Origin of the sequence: Aquamicrobium sp. NLF2-7, assembly GCF_022359935.1 — a bacterium.
GTDB classification, from domain to species: Bacteria; Pseudomonadota; Alphaproteobacteria; order Rhizobiales; family Rhizobiaceae; genus Mesorhizobium; species Mesorhizobium lusatiense.
On sequence record NZ_JAKSED010000005.1, the window covers coordinates 137,793 to 151,998 of the forward strand.

At 63.2% G+C, this 14,206-nt stretch carries 15 protein-coding genes and 1 pseudogene; 8 read left to right on the top strand and 8 right to left on the bottom strand.

Annotation, left to right across the window (positions count from 1 at the left end; all coding sequences use genetic code 11):
- Positions 1-100: 100 nt before the first annotated feature.
- The 3 genes and pseudogenes from MIC97_RS21795 to MIC97_RS21805 all read right to left on the bottom strand — a co-directional run.
- Positions 101-526, bottom strand: a pseudogene (locus tag MIC97_RS21795) (IS3 family transposase); the annotation flags it as partial.
- 534 nt (positions 527-1,060) lie between these two features.
- On the bottom strand, positions 1,061-1,609 hold the full coding sequence (locus MIC97_RS21800) for a MarR family transcriptional regulator (RefSeq protein ID WP_239802027.1): 549 nt from the start codon (positions 1,607-1,609) through the stop codon (positions 1,061-1,063).
- A gap of 148 nt (positions 1,610-1,757) precedes the next feature.
- Positions 1,758-3,092, bottom strand: a complete 1,335-nt coding sequence (locus tag MIC97_RS21805; protein WP_239802028.1) for a hypothetical protein — start codon at positions 3,090-3,092, stop codon at positions 1,758-1,760.
- 171 nt (positions 3,093-3,263) lie between these two features.
- Here MIC97_RS21805 and MIC97_RS21810 point away from each other — a divergent pair, with 171 nt between their 5' ends.
- From MIC97_RS21810 to MIC97_RS21825, 4 genes are all read left to right on the top strand, one after another.
- Entirely contained in the window at positions 3,264-3,626 is a 363-nt protein-coding gene (locus MIC97_RS21810; RefSeq protein WP_239802029.1) for an integron, read from the top strand.
- A 5-nt stretch (positions 3,627-3,631) separates the two neighbouring features.
- Entirely contained in the window at positions 3,632-4,822 is a 1,191-nt protein-coding gene (locus MIC97_RS21815; protein WP_239802030.1) for a hypothetical protein, read from the top strand.
- A 17-nt stretch (positions 4,823-4,839) separates the two neighbouring features.
- Entirely contained in the window at positions 4,840-5,721 is an 882-nt protein-coding gene (locus tag MIC97_RS21820; protein WP_239802031.1) for a rhodanese-like domain-containing protein, read from the top strand.
- 123 nt (positions 5,722-5,844) lie between these two features.
- The gene (locus MIC97_RS21825) at positions 5,845-6,165 is read left to right on the top strand and encodes a Rap1a/Tai family immunity protein (protein WP_239802032.1); all 321 of its coding nucleotides are present in this window, start codon (positions 5,845-5,847) and stop codon (positions 6,163-6,165) included.
- A 64-nt stretch (positions 6,166-6,229) separates the two neighbouring features.
- Here the strand turns inward: MIC97_RS21825 and MIC97_RS21830 are convergent, their stop codons facing one another.
- Entirely contained in the window at positions 6,230-8,128 is a 1,899-nt protein-coding gene (locus tag MIC97_RS21830; RefSeq protein ID WP_239802033.1) for a sigma-54-dependent Fis family transcriptional regulator, read from the bottom strand.
- Positions 8,129-8,327: 199 nt separating this feature from the next.
- Between MIC97_RS21830 and adh the strand changes: the two genes are divergently transcribed.
- Positions 8,328-9,848, top strand: a complete 1,521-nt coding sequence (adh, locus tag MIC97_RS21835) for an aldehyde dehydrogenase (RefSeq protein WP_239802034.1) — start codon at positions 8,328-8,330, stop codon at positions 9,846-9,848.
- A gap of 126 nt (positions 9,849-9,974) precedes the next feature.
- Positions 9,975-10,349 carry a DUF779 domain-containing protein gene (locus MIC97_RS21840; RefSeq protein WP_239802035.1) on the top strand — a complete coding sequence of 125 codons (375 nt, stop codon included), beginning with the start codon at positions 9,975-9,977 and terminating at the stop codon, positions 10,347-10,349.
- A gap of 86 nt (positions 10,350-10,435) precedes the next feature.
- On the opposite strand, the gene MIC97_RS21845 is transcribed toward MIC97_RS21840, so the two are convergent.
- Together MIC97_RS21845 and MIC97_RS21850 are read right to left on the bottom strand one after the other, a co-directional pair.
- Entirely contained in the window at positions 10,436-10,621 is a 186-nt protein-coding gene (locus MIC97_RS21845) for a fasciclin domain-containing protein (protein WP_239802036.1), read from the bottom strand.
- Positions 10,622-10,913: 292 nt separating this feature from the next.
- Positions 10,914-11,633, bottom strand: coding sequence for a hypothetical protein (locus MIC97_RS21850; protein WP_108462684.1), 720 nt, complete (start codon positions 11,631-11,633; stop codon positions 10,914-10,916).
- 160 nt (positions 11,634-11,793) lie between these two features.
- Between MIC97_RS21850 and MIC97_RS21855 the strand changes: the two genes are divergently transcribed.
- The gene (locus tag MIC97_RS21855) at positions 11,794-12,666 is read left to right on the top strand and encodes a LysR family transcriptional regulator (protein ID WP_239802037.1); all 873 of its coding nucleotides are present in this window, start codon (positions 11,794-11,796) and stop codon (positions 12,664-12,666) included.
- Between the two features lie 164 nt (positions 12,667-12,830).
- On the opposite strand, the gene MIC97_RS21860 is transcribed toward MIC97_RS21855, so the two are convergent.
- Positions 12,831-13,097: a hypothetical protein gene (locus MIC97_RS21860; protein WP_239802038.1), complete on the bottom strand. Its 267-nt coding sequence runs from the start codon at positions 13,095-13,097 to the stop codon at positions 12,831-12,833.
- Positions 13,098-13,154: 57 nt separating this feature from the next.
- Between MIC97_RS21860 and MIC97_RS21865 the strand changes: the two genes are divergently transcribed.
- Positions 13,155-13,787, top strand: coding sequence for a tyrosine-type recombinase/integrase (locus MIC97_RS21865; RefSeq protein ID WP_239802039.1), 633 nt, complete (start codon positions 13,155-13,157; stop codon positions 13,785-13,787).
- A gap of 148 nt (positions 13,788-13,935) precedes the next feature.
- Here the strand turns inward: MIC97_RS21865 and MIC97_RS21870 are convergent, their stop codons facing one another.
- A complete protein-coding gene (locus tag MIC97_RS21870) occupies positions 13,936-14,199 on the bottom strand; it encodes a hypothetical protein (RefSeq protein WP_239802040.1) in 264 nt (87 codons plus the stop codon).
- Between the last annotated feature and the right edge of the window lie 7 nt (positions 14,200-14,206).

A 14,206-nucleotide genomic window follows, 5' to 3' on the forward strand; every position in this document is an offset into this window, starting at 1 on the left:
GTCCTAGTGATAGGATCCCTGCTAGTCGCCTCTGGAGAGAGCGTCACCGATCCAGGCTGTTTTGAACCGCGCCGGGCCAGTCGGAGGCTTTTGGATTAAGTTATGCGGCCATGCCTGGTTGTTCCAGTGCAGCGTAGAAGTTTGCCTCAGCTTCCGCTGGTGGAATGTTTCCGGTGGGTTCGAGGAGGCGTCGGCGATTGCACCAGTCGACCCATTCGAGGGTGGCGAACTCGACGGCTTCGATGTTTTGCCAAGGCCCGCGCCCGTGGATCGCCTCGGCCTTGTGGAGGCCGTTGATGGTATCGGCCCAGGCGTTGTCGTAACTGTCCCCGACACTGCCCACTGACGGTTCGATCCCGGCTTCGGCCAGGCGCTCGATGTCGCGGATACCGATATATTGCGACCCGCGGTCCGAATGATGAACCAGACCGTCGCCATGGATGGCGCGGCGGTCGTGGACAATCTGCTCAAGAGCGCCCAGCACGAGGCTGGCGTGGGCGCTTCGGCTGAACCGCCAACCCACTATACCTGCAGACGCTGACCCAGCGTGGCCACGACGGCGAACTGCATCCCAGCTGCGTGCCTTTCGGCATGGCCCAGGCCGGACGTGCCGATGCAGAGGACTTGCCGCCCGCAGGGGTGAAGGAAGTCGTGCCATTCCCGTCGACATGCACTGTTCGCCGGGGTCATGCTCCTGGACGATCGTCTCGTATCCGGCCGCGGGCATAGCCGATCAGTCGCGATTTTCCCGCGTGAGTTCTCATTGCTCGTGGCTGCAGCGGCGCGTTCCGGCCCATCTGCTCCAGCATCTGACGTCATGGACATGCGAACCTGCTAGCAGGGTGCCTGCTACGCGTAATTGCTCGAGATGACGATCTGCTGCTCCGGCTCGTTCACGCCGCGCCTCAAGATCGATCTATAGAGGGTACGGAAACCCAGGCGCATTGCCGGGCATACCGTCGCGCGCCGCGATCTTTCAGATTCGCTCCTGGCGCTTTATCCCTTTGTTTTTATGAATGTCTTTACCCCCAAGCCGGAGCCCGCTTTCGGCAGGCACGTCCTAGGCGGTGTGCGGCGAATACCGGTTTGATGTGGTCCAGAGCTGATCGAAGCCGTCGACGTTGAAGCTGCACAGCTTTTTCAGGCTTTCCAGGAAGGATTTGTACTCGCTCTCCGACAGGACCGAAAATACCTGTTCATCGAGCAAGCCGATGATGACATCGAGTTCGGAAGACAGTTGCTCGCCCAGGGGCGTCAAGTGGATATTGTGCCGCCGGCGCTCCGTGGGGTCCACCTCGCTTCGGACGACGCCCCGCTTCTCGAGGTCCCGGATAATTCTGAACTGCGTGGAACGGTTCCTGCCAAACAGCCTGGCGAGTTCGACCTGGCTGATACCGGGGTTGTTCGCGATCACCGACAGGCTGGAGAGCTTTCCCTTGCCGGGCCCCAGAACGTGATCGCGCATCCGCCGGTCAAGCGTGGTCTCGGCGGCAGTCAGCACCAGGTGCAGATAGGTGGTCACCAGGTTCGAAAGCACGCCAAGCTCGACCGGCTTGCCAACGGCTTGGTTTTGTGCCGGTTGCGCGCCAGTCCCCAATTCATACGTCAAAATAGCGAACTCCGATGATGTTCCAGCGAGCCGCTAAACTAGCCTTCAGACCGACCAAGGGCAAGCCAGCCCGCCAGGCGCATCCAGAGTGGCGTCAAGGCGCGGACGCGGGCAGAACAGGGCCCCCGTCAAACCCGCCAAAGCCGGTTCAGTCCCCGGGCGAAAAACCGGCCATGGCAACCAGAGCCTGGTAACGGGCGTCATCGCGCAGTCCGGCCAGGGCCGGCTCGAGCCTGATGCCCACAATGTCCGGTTCGCCACGTCTGAGGGACTGCTCGAGGAAGTCGAGTGCGGCGGCATCATCGCCCATCATGGCGGCTGTCAGCGCCAGCTTGAAGGCCGGCTCGCCATTCTGGGCATGGCGGCGTTGCTGCTCCGCGAACATGCGCCTGAGCATTTCCTGGCGGCCTCCCGCGCGAAAGCCGGTTTCGGCCGCCGTCGCGATCGCCAGGGCTGGCCGGTTGTCCGAAATCTCGGCCGCCAGCCGGTACGCGCGCAGGAAGTCGCTATCCTGCCCGGTGGCCAGATAGATGGTGGCGAGATAGGCCGGGGGGGAGAGCAGTGCCGGCACGCTCTGGCCGAGCGGGTGCAATATGTCCAGCGCCGCCTGGACCTGGCCGGCGTGGAACAGGATCAGCGCCTTGTTGGCGAGGATGGAAGGAGCGTGCGGATCGAGCCTCTGGGCGATGGCGATCTGGTCGAGCGCCACGTCGAAGTCGCGGTTCTGCATGGCGATCAGCGCGTACCAGTGGTGGGCTCGCGCATTGGCCGGGCTGAGCGCGATGGACTTTTCCATCAGTGCCATCGCCGCCTGTGGGTCGCGGCCATGATAGAAGGTGTTGAAGCCCAGCGCAGCGTAAGCGGGGCCGTTCTGCGGATCGAGGGCTATGGCGCGCTCGGCGGCGGCGCGCGCCTTGGGGTAGCTCTCTTCGGCGCGAGCCGGTGTGTATTGGCTGACCAGATTCCAGGCGTCGGCCAGGCCGACATAGGCGGGGGCGAAACCGGGATCGGCGGCAATGGTCTGCGTGAACAGGCCCAACGAGCGGGCAATGCCGTCGGCGGTGCGCGTTTCCAGATGATAGAGACCGTCGAGATAGAGGCTTTCCGCGCTCGAGACCGCAGCGCCCGGCTGCACCCGCGCCTCCGGCTGCAGCAGGCGCCAGCCAAGGGCTCCGGCAAGGCCCAGCACGACGCAGATCGCGCCCAGGGCGGCAAGCCAGCGGTTTGGGAACGGCCTGCGGGGAGCAGGCCCGACGGGTGGGGTCTCCACCCCATGGCCGTGGCTGACCAGCCAGCGGTTGAGGTCGGCCGCATAGGCAAAGACCGAACTGCTCCTCTCGCCCTTCACCCGATGGACCGGCAGATCGCGCGTCGCCGCCCAGCGGCGTACGGTGCGCTCATCCTTGCCGAAATAGCCGGCTATGGCTTTCCAGCCCGTCAGGGGGCGATTTGCCTTGTCTTCCGCGCCATCAGGATCCGCCATGCGCCAATGCCCGCTTTTGCCCCGCCATGTCCGCATATGTCCAATTTGTCCGGACATAGCCCGCCGATAGATTAACAGAAGCCCCATGGGCAGGGAAAGCGCTGGAGGGCCGGAAGGATCGCTATGGCAGATGATGGCGGTAAACGGGGCGGGGGCGGATGCATCGGTGCGATGGCTGTTCTCGTCGTGCTGGCTGTGCTGTTCGTCGCGCCGGCCCGGGCGCAGTATCTGACGCTGGGCGGCGATGACCTGGATGGCTGTGCCTCGAATGGCGTGGTGGTCGGGCTCAAGGCGGCGGGCGATGGTTTTCTCGCGGTTCGCGCGGGGCCGGGCATCGGTCACGCCAAAATCGACCAGCTGCATAATGGGGATGCGATCTTTGTGTGCACCAGCGCGGGCGCATGGATGGGCATCGTCTATGGCGGCGGCCGCGAATGCGGCGTGAGCAGCCCGATCGTCCCTGCAAGGCTTTATACGGGACCATGCAAGTCCGGCTGGGTGCATCGGAACTTCATCGAGGTAACGGCGGGATGAGCGTCATGAGGCATTTTCCTGCCGCTCGCGCCGCGGCCGATATCAAGCCGAAGCGGACGGCGCCCTGCTGGAAGGCGCTTACCGTGGGTCGAGCGTGTCTGGTGCTCGCGAGTGCCCTGCTGGGGGCGCTGCTGGCTCCGCCGGTTATGGGGCAGGGAGAGGGGCTGCGTGTGTCGCCGGTGGTGCTGATGCATGCGGACATGGCGGCGCTGCGCGGTTTCATTCCGGCGGGCTGGCGAAGCGAGGGCGGGCTGAGCTGGGGCGATCCCTGCAACAGCTACGGCTACAATATCAACTGGACGGCGCAGTCGCCCGATGGCTTGTTCGGCATGGGCTTTTTCCCCGGCCTGGGCTGGGGGCGCGGTGAGTTCAGCCCGTGCCGGCAGACCCCGCTCGGCTCGCTGGAGGAGCTGCTGGGCCATGAGGCGCAGGCGATCTGGCCGGGCGCGCGCATGATCGATTTCCGTCGTCGCCCCGATGTGGCGGGCGGGCAGGCGGTGCCGCTCGAACTGGCCGGGCTCGGCGTCAGCGCGCCGGGCATTTCCATGCAAAGCTGGCTCGACGCGGGCGAGGCCATGTTCGCCTTTACCGGTTCGGGCGGGCAGGAGATGCGCGGCGCCATCCTGGGCAGCGGCTGGTTCAGCCGGTCCGTGCTCGATCCGGCGGCGTCGGGGCTGATGATCGACCCCTCGTTGTTTCCCGGCCTGCCCATGCCGGCTCTCCCGCCGGCCCAGACCATTCTGAGCGGGGCCAGCGAATGGAGCTTCGTCGTCTGGGCGCCGGCCGGCCATCTCGACCTCGTCGCCGGCGAAGCGATCCGCAAATCCTTCCTGCCCACCGGCGAATGGTCCGATTTCATCCTCAAGCACCGGGCCGTCATCGACGGGCAGAATGCCCGCGGCATTGCCGAGCGCGCCGACATCCGCCGCCAGACCAACGCGGAAATCGGCGCGATGATCATCAATGGCTACAATGAGCGCATGGCCATCCAGGATCGGACGCATCGCGAGACCATGGAAGCGGTGCGGGGGGTGGAGACCTATCTCGACACGTCCGGCCAGCCGGTGCAGCTCGACTACAATTACCGCAACGCCTGGCAATTGGCCGATGGCAGCTATTTCTTGACCAACGATGCCGGCTTTGACCCCAACAGAACATTCAACATGGATGGCCGGCAATTGCAGGCCGCGCCCTGACGAGGAGGATTTTTGCGATGAAGACGGCCCTTTGCCTTTCTCTTTCCCTGGCCCTGTCCCTGGCGGCGAGCCTGCCGGCGCTGGCCCAGAACGGCTTTGGCCAGATGCCGGCCAATCAGGGCGGCTTCGGCGGCGGCGGGCAGGCCCCCGGCAGCATGCCCAATCCGGCCTTTGGCGGGGGCGGCATGATGCCCGTCCCCAACAACCAGGGCGGCTTCGGCGGCGCCACCATCCCGCCCCAATTCAATCCGGGCGGGCTGGGCACGGGGGGCGGAACGCCCCCCAATGCCAATCCCGGCTTTGGTATCAACACACCCAATCCGGGCTTTGTAGGAACCCAGCAGCCCGATCCCAACGCCATGCTGATCCAGCAGCTTCAGCAGATGGCGCAGCTCGAATTGCAGGACTATGGCGTCCAGCCCACCCAGCAGTTGCACGACGGGGCCATGCATGGCCCCACGCCCAGCTCCATCCCCGGCGCCCGTGTCACCACCACCGCCGAACTGTTCCAGCTGGTGATGGGCAACAGCCAGCCCTATCTGCTGTTCGACGTGCTGGGGGGCGATCAGGCCCTGCCGGGGGCGATCCCGGCGGTCAACGCCGCCCAGCCCGGCAGCTTCCAGGACCAGACCCAGCAGGGGTTCGGCCAGTTCCTGCAGCAGGTGACCGGCGGCCGACAGGACGCCATGCTGGTGTTCTATTGCGCCTCCACCCAATGCTGGATGTCCTACAATGCCGCCCTGCGCGCGGCCAATCTGGGCTATCGCAACGTGCTGTGGTATCGCGGGGGGCTGGAAGCCTGGTCCTATGCCGGCCTGCCCATCATGCCCCCCGGCGGCGGCATGATGCCGAATGTGGGCGGCGGGGGCGGCGGCACGATGCAGCCAATGGGCAATTGAAAACACCATGGACTGGAACGGCAAATCGGGCAGGCTGCTGCGCCTCGGCGCCGATCCGCGCGCGTGGCGTTCGCCCGGACGATCCCGGCCTGCGGGACTGGTGGTTTTGAGAGAAAAGATATCGTGCTGACATCAGCCCTGCTTGCGCTCGCTATCGGCCTTATCCCTGTCGGTTCCTATGCGCCGGAAAGAGGAATGAGTGCTGCGGGCCTGTTCCGCATCTGCGGCGCACAGGACCTGATGTGGCTTGGCGTCTGCTACGGCTATGGGCTTGCCGTGGCCGACATGGTCGACCGGCCCGGCACCCGGTTCTGCATTGAAGACGTGGAGCCCGAGGCTATCGTGGAGGCGATCAGAAGGGACCTGCACGGCAAGACCGATCTGCACTTCATGCCGGGCGCCCAGGCCGTGGTCATGACCCTGGATAAGCATTTTCGGTGCTGATTGCGGCTCGGTGGGGCCGCTCGATGGGGTAAAACCGGAAGTTCACCCAAGGCAGGACGTCCGGCTAAATTGGAGCGCCGCCCGAACCCCGGCTGTCCGGTCGGGCCTGCTTCCAGAGCAGGCGGCGATAGAGCGTCGAGCGGTCGATGCCCAGGGCGCGCGCTGCGGCCGACAGATTGCCGTTGTGTTGGTCGACGGCGCGGCGCATGGCGGCTTCGGTCAGCGCGCCCAGATCGGTCAGCGCGCCCAGATCGGTCGGCGCGCCATTGGCTGGCGGTGCCATGGGGCCGGGCGGGGTGGGCAGTGGCACCAGGGTGATGGTTTCACCCGGATCGTGCAGCGCGGCCAGTGTGCGCAAGGTGCCGACCAGCTCACGGAAGTTGCCCGGCCAGGAACAGGCGGCGAGTTGCGCCACGACCGCGTCGGGCAGGGCGGCGTGCTGGCTGGCATGCTGGGCCCAGAGGGTTCTGACCACGATGGTTCGGTCCGCCAGGGCGTCCAGATTGGGCAGGGTGACAGTAAACTGGGCGATGCGGAAATAGAGGTCGGCGCGGAAGGTGCCGGCTTCGATCATGGCTTTCAGGTCGCGATTGGTGGCGCAGATCGGCACGAAATCGGCCTTTTGCCGCGCGCCGCCGCCCAAGGGGGCCACTTCCTTGTCCTGCAGCACTCGCAGCAGCCGCGATTGCAGCGGCAGCGGCATGTCGCCGATTTCGTCGAGAAACAGGATGCCGCCCTCGGCCTGCTGCACGAGGCCACGGGTGCCGGCCTTGTTGGCGCCGGTAAAGGCGCCGGCCTCATAGCCGAACAGTTCTGCCTCGATCAGGCTTTCGGGCAGAGCGGCGCAGTTGATGGCGATGAAAGGCTTGCCGGCGCGCTGGGTCAGCCCGGCCAGATGGCGGGCGAAGACCTCCTTGCCGGCGCCGGTCTCGCCGGCGATCAGCAGCGGGATCTCGGCGTTGACCAGACGAATGGCCCGGGCCAGGTCGGCGCGGGTCTGGGCGGTGAGGAAAGGCCCTTTCGGCGCGGGCCGGGGCTGGCGGGGCAGGGTGCCGATGGCCCGCGGCGGCGCCGGCAGGGGTGCCGAGACGGCGGCAAAGAACCGTTCGCCATTGCGGGCGCGCAATTCACCCTGCTCGACGGCAAGCGCCGCATGCTCGAAAATCTCTTCCTGTGTGGCCTTGCGCAGCGCCTTGCGGTCGAGCCCGACCAGATGCAGCGCGCGGCGATTGCCCGCCACCAGCGTTGGCCCGTCGAAGACCAGGATGCCCTCGCGCGCGGTGCCCAGCAGGTCGGCGCTGCGATGGAAGCGCACTACGGTCATGCCGTCGAAGTCGCGGGCGAAGAAACGGTGTTCGATCTGCTCCACCGCCAGCCGCACCAGCCCCAGCGCATGGGTGGGCTGGAGCGAGGCATGGCCGGAAATGTCGAGCACGCCGGCCAGTTTGCCGAAGGGATCGACGATGGGGCAGGCGGCGCAGTTGAGGATACTGTGCGGCTCGAAAAAATGCTCGCCCCCACGCACCTCTATGGCCCGGCGCTCGGCCATGGCCGTGCCGATGGCATTGGTGCCCGTGGAGGTCTCGGTCCAGGCGACGCCGGGGCGCAGGGCTACTCGGGCCGCCTGGCCGGCGAACTCGGCGCTGCCCGCCGTATCGAGCACGAGGCCATCGGCATCGGTGAGAATGACCACGCTGTCGGTCAGCCGCGCCTGGGCGCGCAACGTCACCAGTTCGGGGCGCGACAGCAGCCGCAGGCCTTCATTGCGCTGTTGCAATTCGCGCAGCTCGCCGGGCGTCATCGGCTCGGCATGGAGCGTGTCGGCCACATCCAGGCCCTGTTCGACACAGCGTTGCCAGGACCGCAGGATCGGCGCCGGGACCAGGCCCTCGGGCAATTCGTGGCCGGAAAAATAGCGTTGGCGGGCCGTCGCAAGGGCCGCGTCGGATACAGCGCTCATCATCCATCCCCTCCCCAGTTGTGGCATTGTGCAACAGATGTTGCGCCGCCATCCTTATGGGTTGTGGCAAAGTGTTGCACTCAAACCGAGGCGACGTCCAGCGGTGGCGGCTTCACTGATTATTGTCTCTTACTGCCAATGACTTGGCCAGTTCTGGCATGAGGGTTGCAATGGCATTGGCATCCAAAAATGGGAGGATGCCATGAACAAGCCTGAATTTGTCGGCCAGCGGACCAAGTCTCCGTACAAGGCGAAATACGGCAATTATATCGGGGGAGAATGGGTCGACGCCCTCGATGGCGAGACCTTCGACAATACCTCGCCGGTCACCGGGCAGGTGATCTGCAAGGTCGCCCGCTCCAAGGCGGCCGATATCGAGCGGGCGCTGGACGCGGCGCACAAGGCGGCGCCGGCCTGGGGCAGGACCTCGGTGGCGCAGCGCGCGGTCATGCTCAATCGCATTGCCGACCGGATGGAAGAGCATCTGGACGAGCTGGCGCTGGCCGAGACATGGGACAACGGCAAGCCGATCCGCGAGACGACCGCGGCCGATCTGCCGCTGGCCATCGATCATTTCCGCTATTTCGCCGGTGCCATCCGCGCGCAGGAAGGCGGCATTTCCGAAATCGACAATGACACGGTCGCCTATCATTTCCACGAGCCGCTGGGCGTGGTCGGGCAGATCATTCCGTGGAACTTCCCCATCCTCATGGCCGTATGGAAGCTGGCTCCGGCGCTGGCGGCCGGCAATGCCGTGGTGCTCAAGCCGGCCGAGCAGACGCCGGCCTCGATCCTGTTCCTGGCCGAGCTGATCCAGGACATCCTGCCCCCGGGCGTGCTCAACATCGTCAATGGCTTCGGGCTCGAGGCGGGCAAGCCGCTGGCCTCGTCCAACCGCATCGCCAAGATCGCCTTCACCGGGGAAACCACGACCGGCCGGCTGATCATGCAATATGCCAGCCAGAACCTCATTCCGGTGACGCTCGAGCTGGGCGGCAAGTCGCCCAACATCTTCTTCAAGGACGTGCTGGCAGAGGATGACGACTTCTTCGACAAGGCGCTGGAAGGCTTTGCCATGTTTGCCCTCAACCAGGGTGAAGTGTGCACCTGTCCCAGCCGCGCCCTGATCCAGGAAAGCGTCTATGACCGCTTCATGGAGCGGGCGATCAAGCGCGTCGAGGCCATCAAGCAGGGTTCGCCCTTCGAAATGAGCACCATGATCGGGGCGCAGGCGTCTTCCGAACAGCTGGAAAAGATCCTCTCCTATCTCGATATCGGCAAGCAGGAAGGCGCCAAGGTGCTGACCGGCGGCGAGCGCAGCAACCTCGAAGGCGAGCTGGCCGGCGGCTATTACGTCAAGCCGACCGTGTTCGCCGGCACCAACAAGATGCGCATCTTCCAGGAGGAAATCTTCGGGCCGGTGGTTTCGGTCACCACCTTCAAGGACGATGCGGAGGCGCTCGAAATCGCCAATGACACGCTCTACGGCCTGGGCGCCGGCGTGTGGACGCGCGATGCCAATCGTGCCTATCGCTTCGGCCGCGGCATCAAGGCCGGCCGTGTCTGGACCAATTGCTACCACGCCTATCCGGCCCATGCGGCCTTTGGCGGCTACAAGCAGTCCGGCATCGGGCGTGAAAACCACCGCATGATGCTCGATCACTACCAGCAGACCAAGAACATGCTGGTGTCCTACTCCCCCAAGAAGCTCGGGTTTTTCTGAGCAGTGTCGTTTTCGGCGGGGCGGCCAGGCTGCCCCGCCGGTTCAGGTCGCTCCGGTGGGCTCCGGCTCCAATCCCCAATCTCCCATGCTTGGTGGCTCACCGGGGCAACGCCGTGGAGGAGAAAAATGACCGATTATGTTGCGCGCGTCGTGGCTACGCCGGCGGCGCTGGAGTTGATCGCGCAGATCGAAAGCCGGCACGGCAAGGTGATGTTCCATCAGTCGGGCGGCTGTTGCGACGGCTCCTCGCCCATGTGCTATCCGCAGGGCGACTTCATCGTTGGCGACCGCGACGTGCTGATGGGCAATATCGGCGGCGCGCCCTTCTACATGTCGCCCAGCCAGTTCGAATATTGGCAGCATACCCAGCTGATCATCGATGCAATCCCCGGCCGCGGCGGCATGTTCAGCCTCGACAACGGCACCGAACGGCGCTTTCTCACCCGCTCGCGGGTATTCACCGACGAGGAACACGCCCGCCGGACGCAGCTGGAGGCGTGAATCCGGCGCCGCTATCCGGGCTGAGCGCCAGCACGAAAAGAGCGGGACTGTAATGTCCCGCTCCAAAACCTGACGCTACAGAGCCGTCAAGGCAGCAGAACGGCATCGATGACGTGAATGACCCCATTGTCGGCGGCCACGTCCGCCATGACGACATTGGCGGTGTTGGACGAGCTGACTTTGACCCCCGAGGCGTCCTTGGTCACGGTCAACCGGGCGTCGGGGTTAAGGGTCTCGACCTGGGTTGTGCCATCGGCGATGTCGTCCGCCACTTTGGTAAAAACCGGGAACGCCGATTCCCGCCGACTTTCCTCCTTTGGTGGCTACCGGCGTCCTCAATAGGGTGTTTTTTGCTGCCCTCGATGTAGATCGCGTCGTCCCGATCTCGGCGTGTTGGGCGAAGGCGCGGACATGTTCCCGCCGATAGCCGCCCTTTCCAAGCCGGAGGCGAGTGCGAGCTTCGCTTGCCAGTTCCGGCACGGCCGCTTTGGCGTGAATCTAAATTCAAACAGCAAAGCGCCCGATGGATTGCACCGGGCACTTCTTTCTCAAGTCACCTCGAGATTACTTGGTAGCGAGGATTTCGAAATTGTGGACGTTTGCCACCACACCGTCGTCCCATCCACCTGAGATCAATTCTGAAGCCTTTTCATTCAGGAGTCCGGCGACTTGTCCGGCAAAGTGCGCTTCGCGGCCAGAGTTGTCGGCAAAGATGTCGAAGATGGCGAAGTTGTTCCCGTCAATCTGCAGCGCCGCCCAGAACAATGTCTTGGGTTCAGTTTCTGCGACGATGGGGCCGGCGGCGGTCAGCAAGGCTGCCAATTCGGGGCCTTTACCTGGAGCAGCTTCGAGCTTGATGTAAGTTGCGGTCGTTGCCGTGTAGAGATCAACCGGCGCCTTTACCGACAGGACATCGGAGTTGTTGATATTGGCGACAACACCGTCGTCCCATCCTCCGTCGACCAGCGCGTCGGCGTTTTGCTTCAAAGCCGCAGCAACCGCTCCTGAGAAGTGAGCGTCGCGTGCTTCTTCATCTGCGAAGATGTCAAAGATTGCGAGCATATCGTCGGCTTGCAGAGCAAACCAAAGTACAGTTCCCGTCTCTGTTTCCCGCACGATAGGTGCGGCACCTGCCAGAAACTCCGCGAAGGCTCCGGTCTGGCCTTCGGCGGCGGGCATGGCGATGTAGCTGGCAGTATGATTTTCCATTGCGTTGTCCTGTGCAGTTGCAGAAGTTGTGAACAGAGCCAGTGCGGCGAATGTCTGAAGGATTTGCGCTTTCATGGTCGTCTCCTGATTTAAAGTGCATCGTGTTTGGTTTCGATGCACTCTTGTCCCATGCTGGGTGCGCCGGGCTCCAATTCCGAAATTCTATTCTTTGATAGACGTGGACTATCGAACTTGTTTTGATGGCCTGAAATGAGATGTGACGGAGAATGTGGCGATGGAAATGAACCAGATCAGGTATTTTCTCGCCGTCTGCGAGCACCGAAACTTCACCCACGCAGCCAGTGCCTCCAATGTCTCCCAACCTTCCTTGACGACTGCGATCAAGAAACTTGAAGACGAGCTTGGAGGTGACCTGTTTGTCAGGGACCGTGCGGGATGCAGGCCTACGTCCCTCGGTAAACTCATGCAGCCAAGGTTGCAGAAGGTTCACGATGAGACGCGACAGGCTAAGGCAGAGGCGGTCCGTCATATGCGCTTGGAGCGGGTTCCAATCTCTGTCGGTGTCGGCGAAACGATTGGCCACAACAGGATTTCGGCAGCTATGGAGCGTACTCGTACGCGATTGCCGCAAGCCGAAATCGAATTGATCGTTGCGTCAACCTCCGAGCTTCTTGCCGGGTTACGAGATGGTGAATTTGACGTTGTAGTCACCGCAGAGAAGGTCAGTGAAGACCTCTATCGTATAGACCATCTCTATGAAGAGGACTACAAGGTCGTGGTGTCAAAGTCGCATCCGTTGGCTGAACTAAATGCGATCTCTCTTTCGGCTCTTGCTAAAACTGACATGCTTGACCGCCTAAATTGCGAAATGCGGGATGTTTTGCATGGGACATGCGCGGATCATGGTCACGAACTCTACGCGGCCTATCGGTCAAATCGCGTGGATTGGTTAGTTGAACTTGCTCGGCAAGGGTCAGGTGCGGTGATCCTGCCAGCCACCGCTATTCCTTCGGACATGGGCCTGGTGTCGAAACCCATCGATGGCCTTGAAATGTCAAGAACTGTTTTGGCCCTTCGATATCGGCACCAAACGACGAGACCAGAGACAAATGATCTGATCCGTGAGATGACGCGCACGCTGGCGTAGTGAGGTCGGTAATCGACATTCGCCCATCGTGCAGCATTCGTCACTTTGGGCTCAGACCAGACTTTCGCGGCATCACGCTCGAACGTCCGTTCTACTTTTCTTCGAGATCTCGCCCGCAATCCGCCACTTAGCGCTGGAGAAATTGCGCCAGATTGCGGTGAAGGTCACAGCGAACCACACCCATTGTGTGCGGTGATAGTCGTCGGTGACGAGGCCGTACTCTTCAAGAAGCCACCGCGCCGCGTGAGGCGACCTTCGGCGCGGGTAACAGTGGGTGGGTTCTTTTCAATCTTGAAGAGCCGCTTGATTTCCCTGATGACCTCTTCAGCAGACGGCCCCGACTTTGCCGTCGGGTGGAAGTGAATGAACGGCAGGTTTCGGGCGCCGAACGCGGCGCTCCGAACGGCGACAATGGGGTCGGCACTTGCCATCTTAGACACTGCCACAATCGTTCCTCCAACGGCCGCTTAGGCCACAGGAGAAATGTAATGGGTATCTCACAGTATGATCCCGCCGCTGCGGGAAGGCCGGCCTGGAATGCCGGCAGGCAGGTTGGCGCCAAGCGTGCGCTGAAAGTCCGACAGATATGGTCGATCCGCTTCTTCCTCGACCGAGAAGGTCGAATGAGGGACCGGGCATTGTTTGACCTCGCCATCGATAGCAAGCTTCGCGGGTGCGATCTGGTAAAGATCAAGATCGGCACACTAGTCGCCGGGCCCACGATCCGCACTCGATCAATGGTGGTCCAACAAAAGACCGGACGGCCGGTCCAGTTCGAGATCACCGCTGATACCAGGGCTAGCCTGCTCGCCTGGCTAGAGCGTCGAGGCGGCACGGTTGACGACTTCGTCTTTCCGAGCCGTATCGCAGCAAACGGCCATCTCAGCACGCGTCAGTATGCGAGGCTTGTCGATGAGTGGGTAACAGCCATCGGCCTGACGCCCGAGGAGTACGGCACTCACTCAATGCGCCGAACCAAAGCCTCGCTCATCTACAAGGCCACCGGCAACTTGCGAGCAATCCAAATCCTGCTGGGCCATAGCAAAATCGAGAACACCGTTCGGTACCTCGGCGTGGACGTCGACGACGCTCTCTCGCTATCCGAAGCTACTGAAATCTGACGCTCGGCGCCTTCGCTGACACTCCTCAGCGCGTCGTCGGCGAAGCGGCCCATTCCTGCCGTTCGGAGCACTGTCGCTCTTTCCTGAAGCAGTCGTCGGCCGCCGGCCTGAAGACATCGCGTTGGGGTCTGAGCCAATTTTAGTCTCTTCAAAAGGGGCAAGGCTTTGCCGGCATCCACTGCTTCTCCTCAAAGTTGAACATCAGCTTACGCTCGTCGTACTTAAGCAACACGCCATCCATGGGCCCCATGCCGCCGGGCTCGCCGGCCGTCGCCATGGTGACCTGGCGGGCAGCGTCGAGCGGGTATGTGCCAGGCTCGAAATGGCCACCGGTCGCGATCTCTATCCACAGCAATTCATCGGGTGCATTCTCGTCTATCGAAGGGGTGGCCGGCACGAACCAGGACGTCATCGGGAAC